This is a genomic window from Alteromonas abrolhosensis (assembly GCF_001953635.1).
In the GTDB taxonomy this organism is placed as follows: Bacteria; Pseudomonadota; Gammaproteobacteria; order Enterobacterales; family Alteromonadaceae; genus Alteromonas; species Alteromonas abrolhosensis.
Genome location: NZ_MEJH01000010.1, coordinates 44,533 through 64,165, shown reverse-complemented (window position 1 = coordinate 64,165; position 19,633 = coordinate 44,533). Strand labels below are relative to the sequence as shown.

Genomic DNA, 19,633 nt, shown 5'->3' with positions numbered 1-19,633 from the left:
AACGCGTTAATATGCAACAAGTTTTTAACAAGTTGTGAGAGCGTTAATGCTAAATCGAGCATCAAAACCCTTCGTAAAACTCGTCGAGCGATATCTTCCTGATCCCTATATTTTTGTTCTATTACTGACCCTTGTTACGTTTGTTTTAGCAGTAGTCATTCAAAACCAAACGCCATTAACCACAATACAGCAGTGGGGAGACGGCTTTTGGGGCCTTCTCACATTTTCAATGCAAATGCTCTTGGTGCTGGTAACCGGGTTTATATTGGCTTGCACACCCTTGGTTAAGACGTTGCTGGAAAGGTTGGCGAGTCTGGCGAAAAGCGCAGGAAGCGCTATTGTGTTGGTGACCTTGGTTTCATTAGTGGCAAGCTGGATAAACTGGGGCTTTGGTCTTGTAGTGGGCGCATTGTTCGCAAAGGCACTCGCTAGAAAAGTTTCGGTTGATTATCGGTTATTAGTGGCAAGCGCGTACTCAGGTTTTGTGGTATGGCATGGCGGTTTGGCGGGGTCTGTGCCGCTAACCATCGCAACGCCAGGGCACTTTTCAGAGGCACAGATAGGCGTGATAGGCACCGGCGACACTATTTTTAGTGGCTTCAACTTACTTTTACTGGCAATTATGTTTGTGGTAATTCCTCTTGTTAACCGATTGATGCTTCCGCCATCCTCTGAAAGCATTATTGTAGATAGGGCTAAATTACAAGACGATACCTTACTGTCGACAACGAATGAGCGACCTGCAGACAAGCTAGAAAACAGTAAAGCTCTAGGTTTATTGGTTGGATTTGCTGGACTTGCTTACCTCACAAACTATTTTGTTGCAGGTGGCGGACTAAATCTAAATGTCGTTAATACACTGTTTCTTTTTCTTGCAATTGTGCTTCACGGCACGCCACGAAATTTGCTGCACAGCCTGCAGCAAGCCGTTCAAGGCGGCAGTGGAATTGTGATCCAGTTTCCGTTCTATGCGGGCATTATGGCCGTAATGGTACAATCAGGGTTGGCACAAACGATGTCAGAATGGCTCATTAGTTTTGCATCGGCTGAGTCACTGCCCGTATGGAGTTTCATCAGTGCAGGTATTGTTAACATCTTTGTGCCTTCAGGAGGAGGCCAGTGGGCAGTGCAAGCCCCAGTTGTGCTACCTGCTGCCGCTGAACTAGGCGCCCAAGTAAACAGAGTCGCTATGGCGGTGGCATGGGGAGATGCATGGACGAACCTCATTCAGCCGTTTTGGGCGCTGCCGGTACTCGCTATAGCAGGGCTTAAAGCGAAAGATATTATGGGTTTTTGCTTAGTTCAACTTATCGTAACCGGCGTTATTATCTCGCTAGTGCTGCGCTATTTTTAAACGTTGTAGTCCTGCATATTTAACGTGTGGTGGATGCTTGGAATACGTTCTTCAACGTTATGATTCACGTACAATATGGTACTGGTGCCGGCATTAGCGAGAATATCAATGAGCTTAAGCGCTTTTTGTCGGTTGAAGTCGTCTAAGCCATTGCAGGGCTCATCTAAAATAAGCACGGCGGGGTGCTTAACCATAGAACGTGCAATAAGTACTAATCGCTGGTCACCAAAAGACAGTGACTGAAACGGCGTGTTCTTTTTCTGTTTCAAACCCAGAACTTCAAGCCACTGCTCTGCCACCACGCGCTCCGCTAGCGTGGGGCGGGTGTACAAACCAATACTGTCGTGAAAGCCTGAAATGATAACGTGCTCTACACTTGCATTCACTTTGTACTGCATGTGGAGCGCGTTAGACATAATACCAATGTGCTTTTTAATGTCCCATATGCTCTCGCCCGTGCCACGTTTTATGCCAAACATAGTTAAATCGTTGGTATAACAGTGGGAATTATCACCGGTAAACATTTGAAGCAAACAGGTTTTGCCTGACCCATTTGGACCAGTGATCTGCCAATGCTCATTTTTGTTGAGCGTAAAATTAAGCTTTTCAAATACGGTTCGCTCATCGAAACGCACGAACCCATCTTTAAGCTGAATTAAGGTATGAGGCAATGAATCTAACTCACTGTTTTGCTCATTGAGGCTTTGGTCATTGCGGTTGAGGTCATCGCTATGTTTGTCTTTAGCGTTAAGGGCCGGGGGAACGTCTATATCATCAGACTCTAGTGCAAACCAGGTGCTTAATTCTGAGCGCAAATCGTCATAGTTAAGTTTATCTTCAGATTTCCACGTAATGGCCAAGTCATCCATGACAATCAACTGGGCTTGCATATTCTTGGGAATATCTGCGAGCTTGTTGGCGGTAAGTACTAAAGAAGCCTGCTGCTGAGAAACAAGAAAGCGACTAAATGCGCCTATCGCTTCAACATCTAAACCTTCGAAGGGTTCATCAAGCAAAATAATAGAGGCATTATTTAACCATGCCAACATGATAATAATCTTGCGGGTTTCACCTGTTGAAAGTGAAAGAAACGCATTATCTAGCAAATGCTCAATTCTAAGCGCAGAGGCGAGTTCGTCGTAATAAGGGTGGTTTTGATAATCCTCATTAGTCTGTGCGAATAGTTCGCGAACCTGTGTTGGCTCAGCTATTACGTCTAAAATATCCGCACTGTCTTTTTGTTTTTCTTCTTCAATTATCGCTTGCTGTTTAAATACCGATACCTCTGCAATAACCGAACTACACTCACGACTACCGCTTGCTACTTTTCTGTTACCGGCAAGTGCGGAAATTAAGAGTGACTTCCCGCTACTGTTTCTGCCTGCAATAAGGAAGTGCGACGGTGCGCTTTCAGTACAGAGCGAAAGCGAAAATGCAGGAGTAATATATTGATTAGAAAGCTTTATTTTACATTCGGAAAGGTACAGCATTAATGATCGCGAATAAATATGAGATAGAACCATTGTGAGGTTTTCTATTTATGTGTCAATGGTGAATAAGACTTTATGAAGCCTGAACCAGCTGGTAAGTGTGTCTTATAAAGTTAGCGCCACGTTCAATGGCCAGTTAAGGGAATCAAATTGTGAGCAGGGTAAAACTGAGAAATTTCGAAATGAGTGATGTAGTCAGACAGATTTTCTATCATTTCTCTTATTTCGTTGCTGTGGAGAGCAACGTTTGAAGCTCTGGGTTAGGAAAAGGTTTTTCCTAACCCGCATATGAAGCTGATATAAGACTAATCCATAAGAAATTGCCAGTAATAGCGTATGAATTGGTCAGTGGGGATGTCAGAGCATGCGTTGGCTTCATCTTGACAACTACGGCCCTTGATTCTTGTGCCCGTGGTGTTTTTAGTGATGGAGATTGGTGCACTTTGATAGTATTCGATACCTGTATCAATGAGGTCGCCAAGTTTGGGTGTTTGAACAGTAACGACTTCAATCTCGTCCCCATTTGGAGTTAATGCTCCCGCAGGGTAGCCAAGTGGGGCTTGTTCATCAGGACTTTCGGCTGTTAATTCTTCGAGCACCACTACCGTTTGTGGGAAGTTTTGTTCGTTGAACTTTTGCTCCGACTTTAATCTAGCAATTATTTTAGGAACCTGCTCATGGCGCTGCTCAGCTGCTTTAGCTAACCAAAAGTTAGCTTGCTCTAGATTTTGTATACCATAGCTTGAGTTGGACAAGATCTCAGCCATAAAATAAACCGCGTTTTTGTGGCCACTCTTGGCTGAATCCCTAAGGAAGTATAAGCCTTTTTCTTTATCAGCTAGGCTGTCGTCAGAGATAATTAATAGTCCTGCTTTATAATTTCCTTCTACAGAGCCCCAGCTACCGGCTTTCTTAAAGGCTTTCAATGCTTTGCTTTTACTTTCGTCGGTTCCGTAACCATTAAGGTACATATCCCCCAATATAATATTTGCGTTTATGTGCTTGCGAGCGCTTACTTTAATATCCTTGAAGCGTTGAACACATTCCTGCTCTGCACAAGGGAAGTAAGAAATTGATGCGGCGTTAACCTGTGGAATTGCTAGAACCGAAAGTAAGAACAAAAAGTGTTTGCGCATTGTTTGATATCCTTATTCTGCCTGATTTATAAACACTATCATTACCTTAGACTTGTTGCCCTGTTTGGTCAACAATACTTTAACGGCAACAAAAATGACGTTAGCTCAGTTATTTAGATACTATGGGGCAGACTCTTACTTTAAGTATAAAGAGGGTAAGTCAGCTGCTAGGAAACAAATTCAGTTGGCGATTCTTACAGTTGATGCCTTATCTTTTCTGACGCCAAGAAATGTAGCAAAGTGTTGATTATCTTCACTGTATAGCCTAACAAAGCCTCCTTGCATGCTGGCGGAAATGTCTGCATCAAACATTAAGTCATCTACTAGGCTATTTAATATTTCCGAGTCATCTGACGCCACCTCTATTGCACAAAGGTCGTTATTACAAACGGCCTCTCGATACAGTGCTACGTCTTGCTTTTCTAGCTTGTTGTACAGTGAACCTTGCAATTCGTTCTCTATTGAAAGAGTCTCACCGGTTTTGGGGGCGAACTTTATTGCCTCTACTAGGCTCTTTAATTCTGGAATAGTTAAAGAACCTAAACGCTTAGTGTCTAATGTGGCCACGTCGTTATTAACCTCTAAAATGTGACTTGTATCGTCAATGGGTTCTTCTGGTTCAATTAAAGCGTGAACCTTGGTTTCATTACTAGTTAGCTTTTCATTTTTTAGCTCAGCGTCAGTATCAATTTTCGTCACCATAAGTTCTTCCGCTGAAGTCAGTGCTTGATACGAAGGTGAACCTGACTTATCCGCGAGGGGAACTGCTGTATTGATCCGGTTAGTTGTATGGTCTGTTTTCTGAATAAGCGGCTTGCTAGTTAACGAGCCGATTGAGTAACCCACAGTAGTGAATAATACGGCGGTCAAAACAAAAGAGAGTTTTTTCAATATAAATATCCTTATTTCAATAACTGAAAGATGTTGTGCTTGTTGTGGGGAAGATTACCTCTGTCAAAAGCGCTATTCCGTATGCTCCTAACCAACAGTTCCTTTATAGCGTGTCACTATACTATAAAGATTAAAACTCGAACCAAGATCAACATATCACAATGAATAACGAAATTACTTACCTCAATTGCTGATAAGAAAGTTTAAATTACCAATACAGCCACAATTATCTATTTGTTCTTAATAATTAACCGGAAAAAGAAAACAGGATGAAAATTTCACTGGAAGAAATAAACAAATCTAACTATGAGCAGGTTTGTGACTTGGATGTAGCGGAAAATCAGCAAGCGTTTGTTGCGTGCAATATGTGGTCGCTGGTTGAGTCTTTTTACAATGATAACCACACCTGCAAAGCCATTTATTGCAACGACCACCCCGTAGGGTTCTTGATGTGGGTTCAGGAAACGTCTACTAAGGTGTCCATTTGGCGCTTTATGATTGATGAGAGCTATCAGAATAACGGAATTGGCAGAGTTGCTTTATCTCAAGCTATCACGCTTATAAAGCAAACTTCTGAACTTAAACAAATAGAGATATGCTATAACCCCAAGAATCCTGTTGCCAAAGCCTTCTATTCAAGCTTTGGTTTCGAAGAGGTGGGGTTAGATGAAGATGGCGAAGACATGCTTGCTGTTATTGCCATTTAGCCACGATTTAAATTTAAAGCAGCGAAATGCGAGGGATCTCGAGATATGGACGTCATAGATATTAAGACTTTTATTCCAAGCAAAAACTACGACATTTCTAAAGCATTTTATTCTGAGATTGGATTTAATGCAGAATACGTAAATGAAGACCTAACACTGTTTGAAAATGGTGATTGTCTCTTCTTTCTTCAGCGCTTTTATAATCCTGAATTGGCGAATAACTTTATGCTACAAATATGTGTAGCAGACATTCAGGACGCTTTTGATTTGTGCTCACGCTCGTTACATAAAACGAAAATTTCATCAATTGAGCAACAACATTGGGGAAGTGTTTTCTATCTGTGGGGCCCGTCGGGCGAACTACTTCACATTACCGAATTAGGTAGCTAGCTTTTGCGAGAAAGAGGGGCGGAATGGCGAATGATGCATACGAATTACACCATTAAAGAAAGCCCTCCGTCAGTTGAAGACTTTGCCAGTTTAAGAAAATTGATTGGATGGAGTAACCCGTGTCTATCGGTTGTTCAAAAAAGTATTGATGCCTCGTTGTTTTGGGCAACAATTTACCTCGGAAAAAACCTTGTAGGCTGTGGTCGGGTGATTGGCGATGGCGCAATGTATTTTTATATTCAAGACGTCATTATTCATCCAGAACATCAGAATAAAGGCTTGGGATCGAAAATAATGAACACGTTGATTGCACATTTGGAATCTTGCTGCGCACCTGGCGCAACCATTGGCTTGTTGGCTGCGCACGGTAAAGAGAGCTTTTATCTTAAGTTTGGCTTTAAACCTCGCGATGGTCAGAGCTTAGGTTTAGGCATGTGTAGGTTTATTTAGCTACTTGGTCATTAACGTGGCATGAGAGTCCCGGGAGTTCTCAAGTTTTTTTGACCACTTGGCATTGTGATTATTGCCTATTTAATTATCGGCAGCTTTCTGTCCTAAGGCGGCAAGTCGCCTCCGCTTTTCATGTACGGCCTGACGATAAACATCAGTTTCTTTTAACACTGAGAAAGGTATATCTCCTTAAACTAGGCGCTTTACGTCACTTGGTTATCAGCAATTTTATCAATGTAACCTTCAATGCAGCTTGTAGCCTCTCTTTGGTGTGAATTTTGCAGAAGCCTGTTTAAAGACACTGAAAATGTCGGTTTGCGTAGTAGCTGATCACTGTTTTTCGATGAGTTTTTGCTTCTTTCCGATAGAAATTTGACGTTTTTCACTGGACACGTGTAATGAAAAGTATGACAAAACCTGTCTCTCACGCTTTGCTGACAGAAAATGGTCGCTTGGTCGCGAAAGCCTTGGCATATACCGCGCTTCTCTTGGGCTTACTCTCTGGTTGCTCTTCATCTGACGAACCTAAGAGTCAATTTGCGCAAACCGATGCCAGCGACGTATCGGCGTTGGGTAATGTGGAATACCACACCTATATGTTGGCGAACGAACTTTTTGCTGATGTGGGTCCAGCACGTCAGTCTCGCTATGCGGTAGTTGGCTTTGTACCTGCCGATACTATGAAATACAGTGCCGATCACCAACATCCGCTAATGTTGTTGGGCCATCAACTTGAACAGGGAATGATTACTGAGGCCACGAAAAGAGGCTTTTCTACTCAAGAATTTAAGCTTTCGAACGATATAATTGTTAGTAACGAAAGCGACAGAGTATTAACCCGCGATATCGACCAGCTTTCCAACATTGAGCGCGTCGATTTTTATATTACCGGCACCATGGTGTATCAAGAGTCAGGTGCGGTGGTTAACGCTCGAATTATCAACGCTAGAAATAAAAACATTGTCGCTGCAGCAACACGCTTTTTCCCTGCCGAACTGTTTTGGCGCGAAGAACAAGTAACCACCAGAAACGGCAAGTTATACAGAACTGAAGGTACGAGGTAACCCCATGAAAAGACGAAATCAATACGCGGCGCTTTCGCTTTGTGCTTCACTGCTAAGCATTAGCGGGTGCTCTATGATGATGGGGGAAGAAGAGGTAGCCGAACAAGCGCCTCAGCGCCCGGCCATAAATGTGATTGATATTACTGCCGCCGACCGCGCTCCCTCAAAGCCAGTTGAAAATACCAGTGATACCCAGTCTCAGGGTATGGACGCGTACGGCGCTATCGGTCAACCTCCTTTGTATTCGAGCGTACAGGGCGCGTACAAAGGTCGACCTCTAACCAAACATATTGGCGACTATGTGAAGAATATGGCGCAAGACTTAATTGCCAATATGGAATATGTGAATAACAAAACACCTATTGGTGTAACCCATTTTGCATTGCTAGATACTGACTTGCAGAAAACAGATTTGCTTGGTCGTCAGATGGCGGAATCTTTTGTTCACGAACTGCATAAATTCCGCGTGCCGGTTATCGACTTCAAAGCCACCGAGTATATTCGCATTACTGACGATGGCGATTTTGTATTAAGCCGAGACTATTTGGAATTGAGCAGCAGCCTTCCTATTGAATACGTGTTAACCGGAACGATGACCAAGCACCAGGGTGGCGTGTTAGTTAACGCCCGTATTTTAGGCATGGAGTCGCGCGCAGTGGTGGCAACTGCGCAAATGTTAGTGCCGTTCTACGTGGTGGATGCACTTATTCCAAGTGATGGTAGCCAGCAAAACGGTATGCGCGATGGCGTTAAGCTAAGTCGCGGCTAGGAGTTTCAGTATGGTGCTTACAAAGAAGCTTTTGCCAAGCAGTTGGGTAGCCGTTGGCGTAATGCTGAGTGTTTGTATGACAGGGTGCACTAGCACGGAGTCTATGGGCTCGTTTTGGTTAGGCGAAGACGGTGAAATTACTCATCACGCCGAGCCAGTACCTGTACCAAGCCGTTCAGGGCTGGAGTACACACCAGATTCTCGCGATAGACAATATCAACAGCACGTGGAAGTCGAACCCGGCTATAAAGACCCACTACACCATGGCTATTCACCTTCACAAACGCACAAGCGCTTAAATGATTACGCCTCGCAACTTGCGATGGAGTTAATGGACAATGCAACCCGTCTTACGCAGCAAGATATGGTGGGTGTGGCGAGTTTTGTGAGGCTTAATCAGTCGTTGAGCGACAGCACCGTGTTAGGCAATCAGCTTTCAGAGTATTTAATAGCCGAGCTACAAGACTTTGGGTTAGCGGTTGTCGACTTTAAGCTTGCAGGTGGCATTACCGTAACGCCAGTCGGCGATTTTGTTCTTACTCGAGATGGTACTGCGCTAGCTAAACAGGTTGAAATGGACCATGTTGTAACCGGCACCATCATTGAAGATGACAGAGGAGTGCGGGTAAACGCCCGTATTGTGTCGTTGGAAAATAAACAAGTGGTGGCAAGCGCCAACGTATACATTCCTGCGTTTATCGTGATGGATTTAAATAAAATGGCTAGCGTAAACTAGCCATTTACTTCCATTGCGCTCTGTTTTCGAAAGCGAACTCCTTTCATGTTCGCTTGAAAACCTCTAAACATCCGATCTTTTGTGTCTAGGCACAGTAGAATTTTCACAAAGATCTCTCCGTTTATTAACCCTGGCTTCTAATCGCTTCGCGAGTCATAAAGCGGCTTGTGTTTACAGCATTAAGCAGGTCGTTGCTTAAAGGTAGCGGCTCCTTACATAGACTGCTCACCAAGACCTCTGCCATTAAAGGCGCGGTGGTTAACCCTCGTGACCCTAAGCAAGTAAGGGTGGAAACTACGCTGCTTGGCAACACTGGCGCGCTAGTCAACGGTTTGCCCACGCCTAGCATAGTGTAGTGTTCTTTTAATGAGTCAAAATTATGTAGTGCACCGACAACAGGCTGGTGGTCGGGTGAACCTAAACGCGTAGCCGCTCTGGCTTTACCGTCATGTTGTAATGATTGCACGATGTCGGTGTTTGCCAGCGCCTGTTCGTGGGTGGCGAGGTTCATTTCAGTTTCATCGCCTCGTACATCGGTACTTAAGTCGTTTTTAACGTAGGTTGAACCTAACGCATGCCGACCTTCGAATACAGGTGTCATATAGCCTTTGTGACACAACACAGTGTTAAGCTGTTCAATTGGCATTTGGGTGGGAATAGCTTCAACCTGTCCGCGAACAGGGCGAAGGGATAGGCTGTCAAAATCGCTAGCGTTTACCGCACCTGCACCAAGGGCAAGGATAAGGTGATCGGCAGCAATAACTTCTTCACTCTCAGCGCTACCTAAGTTAAAACGAATCCGCACCCGCTGCTTTGTTGTCTCAACTGCCTCATGAGATACATAGGTATGATTGGGTTTCAGCGTGAGTTTGCCACTTTGAAGTGCTTCTTCAATCATGGCAGTAACTAGCTGTGGAGGAGAAAGCCAACCTCCGAGGCCAATGTATAAGCCTGAATAGGGAAGGGGCAGGTTAGCGATATCGCTCACTTCTTTGCTGTCTACGGGCTTAATTAAAGCTTCAGGCCAAACGTCGGCTGCTGCCAGTTTATTTTGGCGTTCTGCTACCTTGTCGTTAAAGCTTAGTTGAATAACACCACAGAAATCATGGGCAACGTCGGCTAGGCCACAGGCTTTTACATGTTCAATAGTGTGGTCGTAGGCTTGTCTAGCATACAAAAAACTGTGCGCCTGAATGCGGCTGGCAATACTTGCTTCGCTATGAAGCTGCGGGTAAAAGCCGCCTTGCGGGTTGCCAGAAGCGCCGCTTGCAAGGGTGTCACCATTAAAATACAAAGTAGTGTTAATGCCGCGTTTTACTAAAGCCAGGCATGCCGTAGCTGCTGCAAGGCCGGAGCCTACCACTGCGACTTTACTTGTTTTATCTAAACTGTCGTTCGCGTACCTGTAATAGGGACCAGCAGGTAGGCGAAGTTTATGCTGCACATTCTCATTGTCTTGGTCAAAAACGCCGGTCAACATGTCGCGCTTACGACCAAAACCGTTGCGTTTTTTTATGGTAAAACCCACACCAGCAAGTCCACGTTTTACGATGCCTGCGGCGGTAAAGGTTCCAAAGGTAGTTCCGGTTTTTGACAAGCGAGCCATTTGGCTAAACAGAGCATCTGTCCACATATCAGGGTTTTTGCTAGGTGCAAAACCATCTAAAAACCAGGCATCGATGAGGCCATTTACAGGGGAATGCCACTGAGGTAGAAGTTCGTGAACATCACCAATCCACAAGTCGAGTGTGGTTGAATGGTTATCAAAATGAAGGCGATGACAACCTTCAAGGCCCATGGGGTAAAGTGAGGCGAGTGCTTGCGCTTCGTCTTTAAGGGCTGGAAAAGCTTCTAGCGCACGCTGCATATCCTGTTGAGGCAGTGGAAACTTTTCCGTGGTAATAAAGTACAGGCGCTTTAGCGGATGATCAGGGTTCGCTGCCCTAAATTCGTTAAAACAACGCATGGCGACCAAAAAGTTCAGCCCAGTTCCAAAACCAGTTTCGGCGATAACAAAAGTAGGGTTGGGCCACTGTTGCCAGCGCTCAGCAAGGTCGTTGCCTGCAACAAAAACGTGTTGGGTTTCATCAATTCCGCTGTCGTTAGAAAAATAAACGTCGTCAAAATGGTCGGCGACAGGCGTACCGCTCTCATTAAAATGAACCTGTGCATGCTTAGATTTCACTGTTTATTTTTCTCCTGTGGTTTTGGCTGAGCGATAACAACACATCAGCCCGTTTTCTTGTTATTTAAATCTGTAACAGTTGGTGGCGTATTCTACCTGCCACCACTTTGTTTTTCTGCATAAGTTTACATGTGAGCAGGGCCTGCATTTTCCCATTGCATACGTAAATAGCAATGTATCAATAAAAACAATGCGTTTATTTAAATCTCATTGTAAAAATTTTGTTAATTTTATTGTGGGTATATTGCGAAGAGTACAGGGGGAAGATATGGCAAGCGTGTTCCATCAATGCGGCAAAAGTATTTACAAACGCACTAGAGACGAAATGGATGCTCGTGCACGTATCATCGCACATGCACTTGCTGAACATGGTGTGTGCGATAACGATGTGGTAGCTATTCTTATGCGAAACCACGTCGATATATTTGAAATAGTAGAGGCATGCCGATATGTGGGGTCGCGCTATGTTTTGCTTAATTGGCACAGCCCCGTTGCCGAACTTTTGCCTATTTTAGACGACTGTGGCGCTAAAGTGCTATTCGCTCATCGCGATTTATTAAAGGGTGAGAATGTCCACGAAACGTTATTACAAGTTCCCACCTTGTCTGCGATATACACGATTAAAACGCCGGAAAACATTTTAGAGCGCTATCATCTTACAGATGATTCTGAATTGGCTACGGAACCGAAAATCGGGGAGCGGTATCTTTGCCTTGATACGCTATTAGCTGCCCCAAACGCAAAGCGCCACAATGAACCGCCTAAGCGCTTTAAGGGCATGTTTCCCTACACATCTGGCAGCACTGGAAAACCTAAAGGTATTAAGCGAGATGTAGACCTAACTCGGCCAGACCCTTATTTAATATTTAAAGGGCTGTCTGAAGCGTTAATGCAGCTATCAATAGGTGATCGCTTTTTTGTCTCGGCACCGCTTTATCACAGTGCGCCACATGCGCTTACGCTCTGCTGTTTAGCAGCGGGTAATATTGATGTATACATTGAGCCTCAATTCGACCCCGAACGCTTTTTACAAGACATAGAGCGGTTTAAACTGACTCACGCCTACATTGTTCCTACCATGATGGTGAGGCTACTTAAACTGCCCGAGTCGATAAGAAGCAAATACGACACTTCAAGCTTGCGATTTGCCTTATCAACCGGGTCCGCACTGCCAAGCGACGTGAAAGAAGCAATGATTAACTGGTTTGGTCCAATTTTCTATGAATCTTATGGCGCTAGTGAATTGGGCTTTATGACCCTAATTTCATCTCAAGAAGCATTAGAGAAGCCAAATTCTGTGGGTAAGCCCATTCCCGGTGCCGCGATTAAAATACTGAGCGACGATAAAGAGGAGTGCGAAGTAGGTGATGTTGGCGTTATATATGCGTACCTTTCCATGTTCGCGCCATTCAAATATACCAATACTACGGGCACGCAAAGCGACTTACATGTTGGTGAATTCACGACATTAGGTGATATGGGTTATGTGGACGAAGATGGCTACTTATATATTTGCGATAGGAAAAAAGACATGATCATCTCAGGTGGCGCCAATATATTTCCTGCTGAAATAGAAAGCGTCATCATCGAAATGCCTGAGGTTACAGACTGTGCGGTGTTCGGTGTGCCTGATGCTGAGTTTGGTGAAAAAGTTGTGGTGGCTGTTCAATGCTCACCCGACAATGCGCTTTCAATTGATGCGCTAAACGAGTATTTAGATGGCAAACTAGCGCGGTTCAAGTGGCCTAAAATGTTACAAATACTCGCTGCTCTACCCAGAGAAGATACGGGTAAAATATTTAAGAACAAACTTAGAGCTCACTTTTGTCAATAAAAGAAACCGCTAGAGCTATTTTGAAGGTTTTATGAAGGTATAAATTAACGCTGGTCATGACCCTGTGCATTCGTGCTACATTGGAGATATTCTGAACAAGAAAGCTTAGACGAAGACGGCAAAAACGAAAAAGAAGGGAAGTGGGAAACTACCTGTTTATACACATAAGCCCAGAATTAAAACAGGTAATGCAACGCTTAAGTTTGGCAAATTTGAGTATGGCAATTGGCAGAGCAGACCACTTTACCATTCAAAATCGTTACCATAAGCCGCAACAACGCAAAGGGTAAACTATGAGAAGAGCAGTTATCACCGGTCTTGGTATCGTATCAAGCATCGGCGTAAATAAAGAAGACGTACTTGCTTCACTTAAAGCGGGTAAGTCTGGAATTACATTTTCAGAACAGTTCGCCGAAATGGGCCTTCGCAGCCAAGTTTGGGGCAACATCGACATCGATTTGAAAGACCATATTGACCGTAAAGCTATGCGCTTTATGGGCGATGCGGCAGGCTACGCATACGTAGCGATGCAACAAGCCATAGCAGACTCTGGTTTAGAAGAAAGCGACATTTCAAACGAGCGTACAGGTATTATTGCTGGCTCAGGTGGCGCGTCTTCTGAAAACCAAGTGCTTTCTGCTGATATTCTTCGCGAAAAAGGCGTTAAGCGTGTTGGTCCATACATGGTTCCCCGCTGTATGGCTTCTACGGTATCGGCTTGCTTAGCGACCCCGTTTAAAATTCGTGGCGTGAACTATTCAATTGCCTCTGCGTGTGCAACTAGTGCCCACTGTATTGGTAATGCGCTAGAGCTTATTCAGCTTGGTAAGCAAGACGTTGTATTCGCCGGTGGCGGTGAAGAATTACATTGGTCACTATCAAGCCAATTCGACGCTATGGGCGCACTAAGCTCTAAATATAACGACAATCCTGCTGTGGCATCACGTACTTATGACGCAGCACGCGACGGCTTTGTAAGTTCTGGCGGCGGCGGTATGGTTGTTGTTGAAGAACTTGAGCACGCGCTTGCACGTGGCGCAAAAATCTACGGCGAAGTAGTAGGTTACGGCGCTACATCAGACGGTTTCGACATGGTTGCACCGTCGGGTGAAGGCGCAATTCGCTGTATGAAGATGGCAATGCAAAATATCGATGCGCCTATCGATTACTTAAATACTCACGGCACATCAACGCCAGTAGGTGACGTGAAAGAACTTGCCGCTATTCAAGAAGTGTTTGGTCAAGCAGGTGTGCCAATTAGTGCAACCAAGTCGCTGACAGGTCACGCACTAGGAGCTGCGGGTGTAAACGAAGCTATTTACAGCTTGTTGATGATGGAGAATAACTTTATTGCGCCATCAATTAACATCGACACACTGGACGACGCGGCACAAGGGCTAGATATTGTTACCCAAGCACGTGAAGCAACGTTAAACACTATTATGTCTAACAGCTTTGGCTTCGGCGGCACTAACGCAACGCTTGTTATGCAGCGTTATAACGGTTAATTAAAACCGCTTGAACCAGTAAGCTTTTTTAGCTTCAGTTAAGAAGTTTCAAAGAAGACAAAAGGGCGTAAATCTGAGCACCGTGGGTGCTTGTGTTTACGCCTTTTTTTATTGCTGTTTTTTTAAATAAAACCTGTGTTTTCAGAAGCAGCCGCTTAAGTGATTGTAATTGTGTATTTTGTCCGTCAATCAGAATGTCAAACTTTTATTAAGCGCAATGTTTCGAGTGACGCTAAATTTGTTGTTTAACTAAGTGCTCTGAGTCATCGGTAAAACCTAACTTTCATTACTCAATTGGCAATCTTTGTCAATGTTTGCCATAATTTGCAAATGGTGAACATTCGGAAATAGACAATGGCAACTTTAAATGTGTCGCTTCCTGACGAAATGCGTACGTGGATTGATGAACAAGTAAAAACTGGCAAATTTGCTAATGCTAGTGATTATATTCGCGATTTAGTGCGTCGCAATCAGAGTGAGCGAGAGGCAATTAGCTTAGCTCTCATAGAAGGTGAATTGAGTGGTAAAAGTGATAAGAATGTTTTAGATATTATTCAAGCTAAGAAAACTCGAGCCTCAGAATGAATAAATATACCCTCTCTAATAAAGCAGAGGAAGATATCTCCGGGATTTACGATTATTCAGCCAATATTCATGGCGTAACTCAAGCTGAAGCCTATCTTGTTGCCCTACACGAAGCTCTAGTTGTTCTGGCGGAAAACCCTAGTATCGGTACTTCAGCTGAGGATATCAGAAAGACTTACTTTCAACTGCCAGTTCATAGGCACATGGTCTTCTATAAAAAAGTCGATGACGGCATTTTCGTCATTAGGGTACTTCATCAACAGATAAAATACTCTATACATCTATGCGATTGAAATATAAAGGGAAGGCCCAGTAATGTGGCGAAAGTGCCAAGTCAAATAAACTGATAACGACTAAACAAGGTATCTGGCTCGGGAATAGTGATTTTCCCGTAATGCCGTTTAACCAAGCCTTCTTGTTGAAGTTCACCTAATAACTGGTTCACCGTTTGCCTACTGCTATTTATCATTTGCGCTAAAGACTCTTGCGAAAGGGTAAGTGTAATCGCGTTGTGTTTGGGCAAATGCTGACCGTAACTGGTGGTAAGCATTAAAAGCCGTTTTACCAGCTGGTGCTTAAGGCTAAGCCCTGCGCTTGAGTCAATAAACTGAAAAGCGCTGCGCACTCGCGTGCATAAAAGGCGAGTAAAATGCGGGTAGAGTTCAGGATATTGCTCAAGCAGTGCTTTAAACGCGCTCTTTTGAATAATCGCCACCGTGCAATTTGTCTCGCAGAAGTTGTCGTGAGTACGAGGGAGGTCGTCAAACATCGATATCTCACCAAACCAGGTGCCGGGGCCCAGTAGCGCAAATAGCATTTCGCGACCATCCACGCCCACAGTGACAACTCTTAAACGGCCTTCGCATACGCCATAAAAACCGACACCCTCTTCACCTTTGGCATGCAGTTGCTGCCCAGCTTTTAAGTGTTTTAGACGCATCTTGTCGAACATGGCTTCCTGCAAATAGGGTGGAAGCGCACTAAACCAAGTAGAGCTAGCGAGTACAGGTTTAAACTTTTCCATTTAACAAATTTCTTACAATGTCGTATATCCGACAGTGTATAGCAATTACTGCGCGTAATGTAGGCGGTAAGAGAAAGTAAGTGGAAGTTTCATTGAAACGCTCAAGGTATCGAGCCTTTCAATTAGGGAACACCCGCCCCAAATGAAATTAATTTGTACGTTAAAAGAGTAAAGCTATGACAGATTCAGTAAAGTCGAAAGTTAGCAGTGAAGAATGGCAAACCCGTGTTGACCTAGCCGCATGCTACCGCGCAGTTGCTATGTATGGTTGGGACGACCTTATTTTTACTCACATTTCTGCCCGTGTTCCTGGGCCTGATCATCATTTCTTGATCAATCCTTACGGTTTAATGTTTGATGAAGTTACTGCATCAAGCTTGGTTAAAGTTGATCTTCACGGTAACAAGGTAATGGAAAGTGAGTACGACATTAACCCAGCAGGTTTTACTATTCATAGCGCTGTTCATGAGGCTAGAGACGATGCAAAATGTGTCTTGCATTTGCACACAGCAGAAGGTGTGGCGGTATCCATTTTAGAAGAAGGGCTGCAGCCTTACTCGCAACAGTCGCTTTTTCCGCTGGCGTCGATTTCCTATCATGCCTACGAAGGCGTGGCCCTAAACCCAGAGGAAAAAGCACGTTTGGTTCGCGACCTTGGCGATACCCAATTTATGATTTTGCGCAATCACGGGCTTTTAACCTGTGCAGACAATATTCCCGATGCATTCTTGTTTATGTTTATTATGCAGCGCGCCTGTGAAATTCAGTTAAAAGCGCAGGCCACAGGCAAGCCGCTTATTCCAATTCACTCTGCAATTCTAGATGGCATTCGTACACAAGCCGATCAAGTCACCCGGCAGGCTGGTGGTTCGTTAGCATGGCCGGGTATTAAACGACGCGTTGAACGCCGTTTCCCTGGATATGACAAGTAACGGCGTGAAGTTTAACGTTATATAATACGATGATCGTAACAGATGAAGTGGACAAAAAAACGCGAGCTAAAGCGCTTTGCTTTAAGCGTTCCCGTTTTTAAAGATTGTATGAACTTCGGTCGTCTCTAAATGTTGCGGCCAAACGTGCATCAAAATGACGTAAATTAAACGAATCACCGACAAGATAAATCAAGGGCGCTGGGTTACTAAAAGCCTAAGTTGAGGTACACTTAGCGCCATGAAAATACTTCTTGAAGACACCATTCCGTTTGGCACCGATTACCTTAATAGCGTAGGTGAGGTTGAAACCTATGCATGGCAATCTCTTGTGCCTGAAATGCTGCGCGATGTAGATATTCTTGCGCTACGTTCTACCACCAAGGTTACCCCTGAACTACTGACCAGCGCTAGCAAGCTCAAGTTTGTTACTACGGCAACGGCGGGGACCAATCATCTAGATAAAACGCATTTAGATAGCGTGGGTATTATGCATAGCAGTGCAGCAGGCTGTAATGCCGTAGCGGTTGCCGAGTACGTGTTGAGTGTTTTGCTGCACGCGCAAAAAGCCCAAAAGCTCGATTTATATAATGCGACAGTGGGAATAGCAGGTGCTGGTAATGTGGGAACTGCATTATCAAGAATTTTAACGGCAATTGGCGTTAAACACTGTCTGTATGACCCACCGCTACAGCAAGCGCTAGCAAAATCAGGTAAGAAGGAGCATATCGGTCAGTCATTTGTAGACTTAGCGCAAATAGCAAAGTGCGATGTTATCTCGCTTCACGTGCCTTTTATTAAAGGCGGCGAATATCCTACATATCAGATGATAGACGAAGCGTTTCTGGAAGGATTAACGTCAAACCAGCTGCTTATAAATGCATGCCGGGGTGAGGTTATTGATGAAGTGGCACTACTTAGCGTACTTCAAGAGGAAAAACCGCCAACGGTGGTACTCGACGTATTCGACAATGAACCTGCCATAAATACAGCATTATTTGACTATGTTTGGTTCGTTACACCACATATCGCGGGGCACTCTGTAGAAGGCAAAGTGCGCGGTACGCAAATGATTTACGAGCAAATTTGTGACGTAGTGGGCAAAGCCACAGACAAAGTGCTTAGCGACTTTTTAGAGAAAACTAACCCGATCAAAGCTGCGTTAAATTCGCCAGAGGCGGCGCGGTTGTCTGTCGATGATCTCATTGCCGTATTCCACAATGTGTATGATGTAGCTATTGACGATGAGATAACGCGAAACGCGTTTGCGTCAGGCCATAATGGAACGCCAGAGACACACATAGCAAATACGTTCTCTACATTGCGCAAGCAATACAGAGTGCGTCGCGAGTGCAGCGCCTATGCGTTACACTTGCCAAAAAACACCAGTAAGCAAATCCAAGACACATTCACCAAACTGGGCTTTCATGTAAGTCTGGTTTAGTTATTTTAATATTAGGAGCATAAAGCATTATGTCGCAAGCGTTTGACGTAGCGGTACTTGGCGCCACAGGTTTAGTGGGCCAAACCATGATTGAACTATTAGAAGAGCGAGACTTTCCGGTAAACCGTTTGTATCCGCTTGCCAGTAAACGTTCAGCAGGTAGTACCGTGTCGTTTAAAGGCGAAGACATTGAAGTATTAGATGCTGATGATTTCGACTGGTCATTAGTGCAATTCGGCTTTTTCTCAGCCGGAGGCAGCATTTCTGCAAAATTTGCTCCTCTAGCGGCAGAGGAAGGCTGTATTGTTATCGACAATACTTCAGAGTTTCGTTACGAGCCAGATATCCCACTTGTGGTGCCAGAAGTTAACGCCCATGCACTGGCAGAGTTTCGCAATAGAAACATTATTGCGAACCCAAATTGCTCAACCATTCAAATGTTGGTTGCACTTAAGCCTATTCAAGACGCGGTTGGTATTGACCGTATTAACGTGTGCACATACCAGTCAGTTTCTGGTGCCGGTAAAGAAGCCATGGAAGAGTTGGCTAAACAAACCGCAGGTTTGCTAAACGCACGTGAAGTAAAGCCAGAATCTTTTAGTCGCCAAATTGCCTTTAACGTTATCCCTCAAATCGACGTATTCCAAGACAACGATTACACCAAAGAAGAAATGAAAATGCTGTGGGAAACCCAAAAAATTATGGGCGATCAAAGTATTTTGGTAAACGCGACGGCTGTGCGCGTGCCGGTTTTCTATGGCCATGCTGAAGCCATTCACTTAGAAACACGTTCGCCAATAGATGCGCAGCATGTTAAAGAGCTTTTAGCCGATGCGCCAGGCGTAACAGTTTACGACGGTAATGAGCAATTCCCAACGCAAGTAAGCAGTGCTAGCGGCAACGACATTGTGCATGTGGGTCGTATCAGGAATGATATTACTCATCCTTGTGGTTTAAATTTGTGGGTGGTGTCAGACAACATTCGCAAAGGTGCAGCGACAAACAGCATTCAAATTGCTGAGACACTTATTCGCGACTACTTGTAAATGCTCTACAGAGACACAGCCTCTGATTAATCGGATAAGCACAGGAAAAGGTAAACATTTTTCTGTGCTTGCCGATACGCAATGAAAGGGC

18 protein-coding genes and 1 pseudogene are annotated in these 19,633 nt (G+C 44.4%); 14 read left to right on the top strand and 5 right to left on the bottom strand.

The annotated features are described in order from the left end of the window. The first annotated feature begins 46 nt into the window (after positions 1-46). Complete coding sequence (locus BGK61_RS14830; RefSeq protein ID WP_076012407.1) at positions 47-1,354, top strand: short-chain fatty acid transporter; 1,308 nt, start codon at positions 47-49, stop codon at positions 1,352-1,354. On the opposite strand, the gene BGK61_RS14825 is transcribed toward BGK61_RS14830, so the two are convergent. The 3 genes from BGK61_RS14825 to BGK61_RS14815 all read right to left on the bottom strand — a co-directional run bounded on the left by BGK61_RS14825 (position 1,351) and on the right by BGK61_RS14815 (position 4,871). Then, entirely contained in the window at positions 1,351-2,877 is a 1,527-nt protein-coding gene (locus BGK61_RS14825; RefSeq protein WP_076012408.1) for an ATP-binding cassette domain-containing protein, read from the bottom strand. The two genes, BGK61_RS14830 and BGK61_RS14825, sit on opposite strands and share 4 nt — an antisense overlap. 272 nt (positions 2,878-3,149) lie before the next feature. Then, on the bottom strand, positions 3,150-3,980 hold the full coding sequence (locus BGK61_RS14820) for a tetratricopeptide repeat protein (RefSeq protein WP_076012409.1): 831 nt from the start codon (positions 3,978-3,980) through the stop codon (positions 3,150-3,152). Positions 3,981-4,160: 180 nt separating this feature from the next. After that, positions 4,161-4,871 carry a hypothetical protein gene (locus tag BGK61_RS14815; protein ID WP_076012410.1) on the bottom strand — a complete coding sequence of 237 codons (711 nt, stop codon included), beginning with the start codon at positions 4,869-4,871 and terminating at the stop codon, positions 4,161-4,163. Between the two features lie 269 nt (positions 4,872-5,140). Between BGK61_RS14815 and BGK61_RS14810 the strand changes: the two genes are divergently transcribed. The 6 genes and pseudogenes from BGK61_RS14810 to BGK61_RS14785 all read left to right on the top strand — a co-directional run bounded on the left by BGK61_RS14810 (position 5,141) and on the right by BGK61_RS14785 (position 8,987). Beyond that, complete coding sequence (locus BGK61_RS14810) at positions 5,141-5,578, top strand: GNAT family N-acetyltransferase (RefSeq protein WP_076012411.1); 438 nt, start codon at positions 5,141-5,143, stop codon at positions 5,576-5,578. A 45-nt stretch (positions 5,579-5,623) separates the two neighbouring features. Continuing rightward, positions 5,624-6,002: pseudogene (locus tag BGK61_RS14805) on the top strand (VOC family protein). Then, entirely contained in the window at positions 5,999-6,418 is a 420-nt protein-coding gene (locus tag BGK61_RS14800) for a GNAT family N-acetyltransferase (RefSeq protein WP_076012412.1), read from the top strand. Before BGK61_RS14805 ends, BGK61_RS14800 begins: the two are co-directional and overlap by 4 nt. 398 nt (positions 6,419-6,816) lie before the next feature. Further along, positions 6,817-7,482 (top strand): FlgO family outer membrane protein, encoded by a 666-nt coding sequence (locus BGK61_RS14795; protein WP_014976894.1) that lies wholly within the window; start codon positions 6,817-6,819, stop codon positions 7,480-7,482. A 4-nt stretch (positions 7,483-7,486) separates the two neighbouring features. Continuing rightward, on the top strand, positions 7,487-8,251 hold the full coding sequence (locus BGK61_RS14790) for a FlgO family outer membrane protein (protein WP_076012413.1): 765 nt from the start codon (positions 7,487-7,489) through the stop codon (positions 8,249-8,251). Between the two features lie 10 nt (positions 8,252-8,261). Further along, entirely contained in the window at positions 8,262-8,987 is a 726-nt protein-coding gene (locus tag BGK61_RS14785) for a FlgO family outer membrane protein (RefSeq protein WP_076012414.1), read from the top strand. Between the two features lie 124 nt (positions 8,988-9,111). On the opposite strand, the gene mnmC is transcribed toward BGK61_RS14785, so the two are convergent. Then, positions 9,112-11,172 carry a bifunctional tRNA (5-methylaminomethyl-2-thiouridine)(34)-methyltransferase MnmC2/FAD-dependent 5-carboxymethylaminomethyl-2-thiouridine(34) oxidoreductase MnmC1 gene (mnmC, locus tag BGK61_RS14780; protein ID WP_076012415.1) on the bottom strand — a complete coding sequence of 687 codons (2,061 nt, stop codon included), beginning with the start codon at positions 11,170-11,172 and terminating at the stop codon, positions 9,112-9,114. A 268-nt stretch (positions 11,173-11,440) separates the two neighbouring features. Here mnmC and BGK61_RS14775 point away from each other — a divergent pair, with 268 nt between their 5' ends. The 4 genes from BGK61_RS14775 (at position 11,441) to BGK61_RS14760 (ending at position 15,392) form a co-directional block, all read left to right on the top strand. Further along, the gene (locus BGK61_RS14775) at positions 11,441-13,006 is read left to right on the top strand and encodes an AMP-binding protein (protein WP_076012416.1); all 1,566 of its coding nucleotides are present in this window, start codon (positions 11,441-11,443) and stop codon (positions 13,004-13,006) included. Between the two features lie 293 nt (positions 13,007-13,299). Continuing rightward, positions 13,300-14,514: a beta-ketoacyl-ACP synthase I gene (fabB, locus tag BGK61_RS14770; protein ID WP_014949953.1), complete on the top strand. Its 1,215-nt coding sequence runs from the start codon at positions 13,300-13,302 to the stop codon at positions 14,512-14,514. Positions 14,515-14,868: 354 nt separating this feature from the next. Beyond that, positions 14,869-15,099: a type II toxin-antitoxin system ParD family antitoxin gene (locus BGK61_RS14765; protein WP_012518842.1), complete on the top strand. Its 231-nt coding sequence runs from the start codon at positions 14,869-14,871 to the stop codon at positions 15,097-15,099. Further along, positions 15,096-15,392, top strand: a complete 297-nt coding sequence (locus BGK61_RS14760) for a type II toxin-antitoxin system RelE/ParE family toxin (RefSeq protein ID WP_014998808.1) — start codon at positions 15,096-15,098, stop codon at positions 15,390-15,392. Before BGK61_RS14765 ends, BGK61_RS14760 begins: the two co-directional genes overlap by 4 nt. A 41-nt stretch (positions 15,393-15,433) precedes the next feature. Here BGK61_RS14760 and BGK61_RS14755 read toward each other — a convergent pair whose 3' ends face one another. Next, positions 15,434-16,123, bottom strand: coding sequence for a Crp/Fnr family transcriptional regulator (locus BGK61_RS14755; protein WP_014998807.1), 690 nt, complete (start codon positions 16,121-16,123; stop codon positions 15,434-15,436). A gap of 176 nt (positions 16,124-16,299) precedes the next feature. Here BGK61_RS14755 and BGK61_RS14750 point away from each other — a divergent pair, with 176 nt between their 5' ends. From BGK61_RS14750 to BGK61_RS14740, 3 genes are all read left to right on the top strand, one after another. Next, positions 16,300-17,055: a class II aldolase/adducin family protein gene (locus BGK61_RS14750; protein WP_014998806.1), complete on the top strand. Its 756-nt coding sequence runs from the start codon at positions 16,300-16,302 to the stop codon at positions 17,053-17,055. Positions 17,056-17,293: 238 nt separating this feature from the next. Continuing rightward, a complete protein-coding gene (locus BGK61_RS14745; protein WP_076011732.1) occupies positions 17,294-18,496 on the top strand; it encodes a 4-phosphoerythronate dehydrogenase in 1,203 nt (400 codons plus the stop codon). Between the two features lie 29 nt (positions 18,497-18,525). Next, positions 18,526-19,542, top strand: a complete 1,017-nt coding sequence (locus tag BGK61_RS14740) for an aspartate-semialdehyde dehydrogenase (RefSeq protein ID WP_014979671.1) — start codon at positions 18,526-18,528, stop codon at positions 19,540-19,542. The last annotated feature ends 91 nt before the right edge of the window (positions 19,543-19,633 follow it).